5 protein-coding genes are annotated in these 4,507 nt (G+C 72.2%); 1 reads left to right on the top strand and 4 read right to left on the bottom strand.

Annotated features, from left to right (window positions below):
• Together G6018_RS09965 and G6018_RS09960 are read right to left on the bottom strand one after the other, a co-directional pair.
• A partial coding sequence (locus G6018_RS09965) for an oxygenase MpaB family protein (RefSeq protein ID WP_182639511.1) occupies nucleotides 1-632 on the bottom strand: 632 nt, incomplete at its 3' end.
• A 33-nt stretch (nucleotides 633-665) separates the two neighbouring features.
• Nucleotides 666-1,673 carry an LLM class oxidoreductase gene (locus G6018_RS09960; RefSeq protein ID WP_182610715.1) on the bottom strand — a complete coding sequence of 336 codons (1,008 nt, stop codon included), beginning with the start codon at nucleotides 1,671-1,673 and terminating at the stop codon, nucleotides 666-668.
• A gap of 99 nt (nucleotides 1,674-1,772) precedes the next feature.
• Between G6018_RS09960 and G6018_RS09955 the strand changes: the two genes are divergently transcribed.
• The gene (locus tag G6018_RS09955; RefSeq protein ID WP_347237845.1) at nucleotides 1,773-3,101 is read left to right on the top strand and encodes a cation:proton antiporter; all 1,329 of its coding nucleotides are present in this window, start codon (nucleotides 1,773-1,775) and stop codon (nucleotides 3,099-3,101) included.
• Nucleotides 3,102-3,150: 49 nt separating this feature from the next.
• Here the strand turns inward: G6018_RS09955 and G6018_RS09950 are convergent, their stop codons facing one another.
• Nucleotides 3,151-3,771 carry a hypothetical protein gene (locus G6018_RS09950; RefSeq protein WP_182639510.1) on the bottom strand — a complete coding sequence of 207 codons (621 nt, stop codon included), beginning with the start codon at nucleotides 3,769-3,771 and terminating at the stop codon, nucleotides 3,151-3,153.
• Nucleotides 3,768-4,507 (bottom strand): endonuclease/exonuclease/phosphatase family protein (locus G6018_RS09945; protein WP_182639509.1); only part of this gene is annotated, 740 nt, incomplete at its 5' end. The genes G6018_RS09950 and G6018_RS09945, both read right to left, overlap by 4 nt.

The raw sequence follows: 4,507 nt of genomic DNA, 5'->3' as shown, positions 1-4,507 counted from the left end.
GCACCCCGAGCGCCCGCGCGGCCACTGGATGCAGGAACGTCCGGATGGCGCCGGCGGGGACCGCGGCCGGCCACCACTGGCGGGGACGGAGCAGCTGCCCGCGTGAGCGCCGGGGTGACGGCCAGCGCCCCGGTCCGGTCGCGGAAGTAGGCGTCGAAGTCCTCGACCGTCGGGGGCAGCGGTGCGTCGGAGATGCCGTAGGCGCGGTACCACCTGCAGCACGAGGCGTAGACCGACCGGCGTTCCCCGGGGCCCAGTGGACCGCGGAATCTCGTGATGGTCTCGAACAGCGAGTCCACGTACGTGGCGTGTTGGAAGTGGAAGACCTGCGGGTCCAGTGAGTGGTAACGGTGGCCGTCGGCGTCGGTTCCCCGGATGGTGTCGTTCGTGACCACGATGCGCCTCGGGATCCAGGACTCCGGATGGGGGTCGAACGCCATGTCGATCGTCGGGGGGACCGATCGCTTCTTGTGCAGCCAGACGAAGCCCGGGGAGGGCGAGTGCTCGAGCATCGCCGCACTGATCGCCGGGTGCATCAGCTGCAGTGACACCGCGCGGGGCAGCATGAACAGGAACTGCCGGGACCGGAGGTGCTCGAACAGTCCGGGTTCCGGGGTGGCCGCGCCTGCCATGGGTGGTCCCGCCTCTCCGTTCCGCCGGTGAGGCTAGTGGGCGAGCGCCGGGAAGTGGGGCACGACGGTCTCGGCCAGCTCGTGGACGACCTCCCGGATCGGCCGGCGGGACGCCCCGACCCCCAGCAGGACGTGGTTGACCCCGATCCCCCGCAGGTCCGCCAGGTGCTCGACCAGACGCCGGTGACCGATCCGGAACCCGAAGCCGATCGGCGAGGCCGCCTCGTCCGGGTCCTCGGCCAGGTCGATCTGGAGCGATTGCGCGAAGGGGCTGAACACCTCGTCGTCGTCGGATCCTCCCTCCCGGCTCTCGGTCACCACCTCGCGCCACCTCGCGGCGGTCCGGCGCTGCGCGTCGAAGTCACGCGGGTAGGTCAGCCATCCGTGCCCGTGGGCGGCCAGGTACGTGATGCTCTGCTGACACGAGCCGGTCATGATCAGCGGCACCGACGAGGCGGTGGGCTTGGGGACCACGTCCGCGCTGTGCATCCACCCCCCGGACCAGCGGATCCCGCGCATCTCGGTGGTGAGGGCGTGTGTCATCACCGTGAGGTTCTCCCGGAACCTCTCCCCCCGCCGCCCCTGCTCCAGCCCGAACGCGCGGAACTCCTCCGGCCGGTCGCCGGAGGCCACGCCCAGGAGGAACCGGCCGCCGGAGAGACGGTCCAGGCTGGCCGCGGACTTGGCCACGTGCAGTGGATGGCGGACGGGCAGCACGACGGCCGCCGTCCCGAGGGCGATCCGGCTGGTGTGGGCGGCCACGTACGTGAGGAACACCCACGGATCGTAGATCTGGCCCACGTCGCCGAACGACGGGACGCGAAGCGGGATGTCCCGGGCGTAGAGGGCGGCGAACCCTCCGGTCTCCGCAGCCCGGGCGACCTCGATCTGTTCGCTGATGTCCGGGCCGTCGACCCGGTCGGCGCGCGTCCGCAGCGGGAATCCCAGCCCGAGGGTCAGTCGCCCCGCGCCGAACGTCCGACGGAAGCCCGGGAGCCGCCGGGGGTCACCGTCGGACGTGTCGAGCGGTGAGGTGGTCATGTGCCCCACCCTCGCACGATCCGGTCGACGCCGGTCGACGGCCTCGCGTGCGCGCCGCTCGTCTAAGCTCTCCTTCATCGATCGAGCGAGAGGCCGGACGTGACCACCACCCTCCTGGCCGCCGAGGCGTCCCCCACTGAACTCGTCTCGCTGTTCTGGATCGTCCTGGCCGTCTGGGCGGCACCGGTGCTGTCCGGGTTCACCCGCTCGTTCATCCCGGGCGTGGTGCTCCTCCTGGTGGGCGGGATGGTGATCGGCCCCAACGGTCTGGACCTGGCGGTGGAATCCGGCGGGGTGGCGCTCCTCGCGGAGCTCGGGCTGGGGATGCTGTTCCTGCTGGCGGGGTTCGAGCTCGAGGTCTCCACCCTCACCGGGCGCAGCGGACGACGAGCGGCCGGGACCTGGGTCGTCAGCCTGATCCTGGCAGCCGGGGTGGGGTGGATGGTCTCGGGCCGCTGGGAGACCGCCGTGGCGATCGGGCTCCTGCTCACCTCCACGGCCATCGGGACCCTGTTGCCCATCCTCAAGGGCTCCGGTCACGACAGCACCCCCGTGGGCCGGGCGGTCCTCACCCACGGCGCGGTGGGGGAACTGGGGCCGATCCTCGTGATGGCGGTGCTGCTCGGTACCCGCAGCATCGAGTCCTCCATCGCGGCCGTCGGGCTGTTCGGACTGGCCGCGCTGGTGATCCTGGCGGTGCCGGCCCGACTGCTCCACATCCCCGCGCTCGGTCGGGCGCTCCTGCAGGGCACCACCTCCACCGGACAGCTGGCCATGCGCACGGTGATCCTGCTGCTGGCCACCATGATGGTCGTGGCCACGGTGTTCGGTCTGGACGTGGTGCTCGGCGCGTTCGCCGCCGGCATGATCGTGCGCCGACTGGTCGACTCCCTCGGGGCACACCTGCGCGGCGGTGGCCAGGCCCCGGACCGCGGTCTCGCCGCGATCCTGCTCCGTCAACTGGAGACCGTCGGCTACACCCTGTTCATCCCCGCCTTCTTCGTGGTGTCGGGGATGGGCATCGACCTCAAGGCCGTGGCGGCCTCGCCGTGGGTGCTGGTGGCGGCCGTGGTGAGCATGCTGGTCCTCCGCGGCGGAGGGGTGTGGCTGGGCGAGACCGTCACCCGCGCGAGCCCCGGGCTCGACGGTCCACGGGAACGGGCGAGGGTGGGTCTGTACGCGGCGACCGGTCTCCCGATCATCGTGGCGGTCACCGAGGTCGCGGTGAACAACGGTCTGATGACGGGCGAGATCTCCTCCGTCCTGGTGGCGGCCGGGGCGGTCACCGTCCTGCTCTTCCCCCTCCTGGCGGAGGTGGTGCGGGCCGGAGCCCCGGTTCGTCGGCCGGGCGCCACGCCACCGTCACCGGAGGACCCCGTCTCACCGGGGTCACGGGGGAACGACGACGACGAGGACGGCATCCGGTGAGGTCCGGCGTCAGCGGCGGTACCCGGGCAGCGGTCTCCGGGTCGACCGTCTAGCGGCGGGACCCCGCCTCCGAGGACACGCGACCGGGGTGGTCGGTCGGCATCAGCACCCGGGGCCAGTGGGCCAGGAGCAGACCCGCGGCCAGGGCGCCGAGACCACCCGCGGCCATGTCCCCGATCGTGTCGTCGAGGGTCACGTAGATCCGGTCCGTCAGGTAGGCGTGGCCGAACCACTCCACCATCTCCCACAGGGCGCCCAGGGCCAGTCCGAAGGCGGTGGTGAGCACCACCGCCCCCGCGGCCGGGACACCCCCGTCACCCGGTGCCGGCACGATCCCGCGGTGCGCGAGGAACAGGTAGGTCACCACCGCCAGCGCTCCGGCGCACGCGAAGTGGACCACGATGTCCCACCACCAGATGCGCGTGTACAGGTCGAAAACGTTGCTCCAGGCGGCGACGAGCAACGTGACCGACACCGCGGTGTCCGCCCACGGCCGCATCCCGACGAAGCGCGGGAGCATCAGTCCCGGCAGGGCGAACGCGACGATGGCCGCGTCCGTGAGACCGTGCAGCAGCAGGGCGAGCAGGACGCTGAGGGCCCCGAGGATCCGCAGAGCGTCCGCCGCCATCCGCACGCGGTTCTCCGCGGGACGCAGGAAGTTGTCGATCACGCGGCGACACCCCCTCGGTCGAGACGCACGACGGCGTGGACGGGCAGATGGTCCGACGCCCACACGCCGCCGGGCCGCAGCGGGTTGACCGCGGCGTGGGTGACCCTAAATGCTGACGAGGCGAGTATCCAGTCGATGCGCGCCCCGTTCCTCCGCGGCGCGCGGTAGCCGGTGTACGTCCCCCACTCCTCGCTCGCGCGGGTCCGCGCGCTGTGCCAACTGTCGACCAGAGTTCCCTCCCGGACCAGTTCTCGGACCGCCGCGCCGGCCGGGCCCGTGTTGAGGTCGCCGGTCACCAGCGCCGGACTGTGCCGGGCGGACGACGGGCCGGCGGCGGACACCAGGTCGAGAATCGCCCGCGCCGACCGCAGACGAGAGCGCGCGGAGAACGGGTCGAGGTGGGTGTTGATCACGAGGAAGCTCCGTGAGGTCCCGCGATCGCGGAACTCCGCCGACACCATGACCCGGGGGATGAGGTTCCCCCAGGACGCCGATCCCGCGCGGGTGGGCTGATCGGACAGCGCGATCTGGGCCCAGTCGAGCAACTCGAGCCGTCCGGAGTCGTAGAAGATCGGCGAGGCCTCGCCACCTCCGTCCGAGCCCCGACCGCGGCCGACCACGGCGTACCCGGGGCCCAGGGCGTCGAGCATCACCGTGGTCTGCTCGCGCAGCACCTCCTGCGCGCCGAGAACCGTCGGCCGCTCGGCGGCGAGGAGCGCACGGACCGCGGGGGCGC

Origin of the sequence: Dietzia sp. DQ11-44 (assembly GCF_014145205.1) — a bacterium.
In the GTDB taxonomy this organism is placed as follows: Bacteria; Actinomycetota; Actinomycetes; order Mycobacteriales; family Mycobacteriaceae; genus Dietzia; species Dietzia natronolimnaea.
This window is presented reverse-complemented; position numbering and strand designations above follow the sequence as displayed.

Bases quoted from the DNA above. Each gene is read 5' to 3' on its own strand.
- G6018_RS09960 (WP_182610715.1), bottom strand. From the start codon at position 1,673: ATGACCACCTCACCGCTCGACACGTCCGACGGTGACCCCCGGCGGCTC.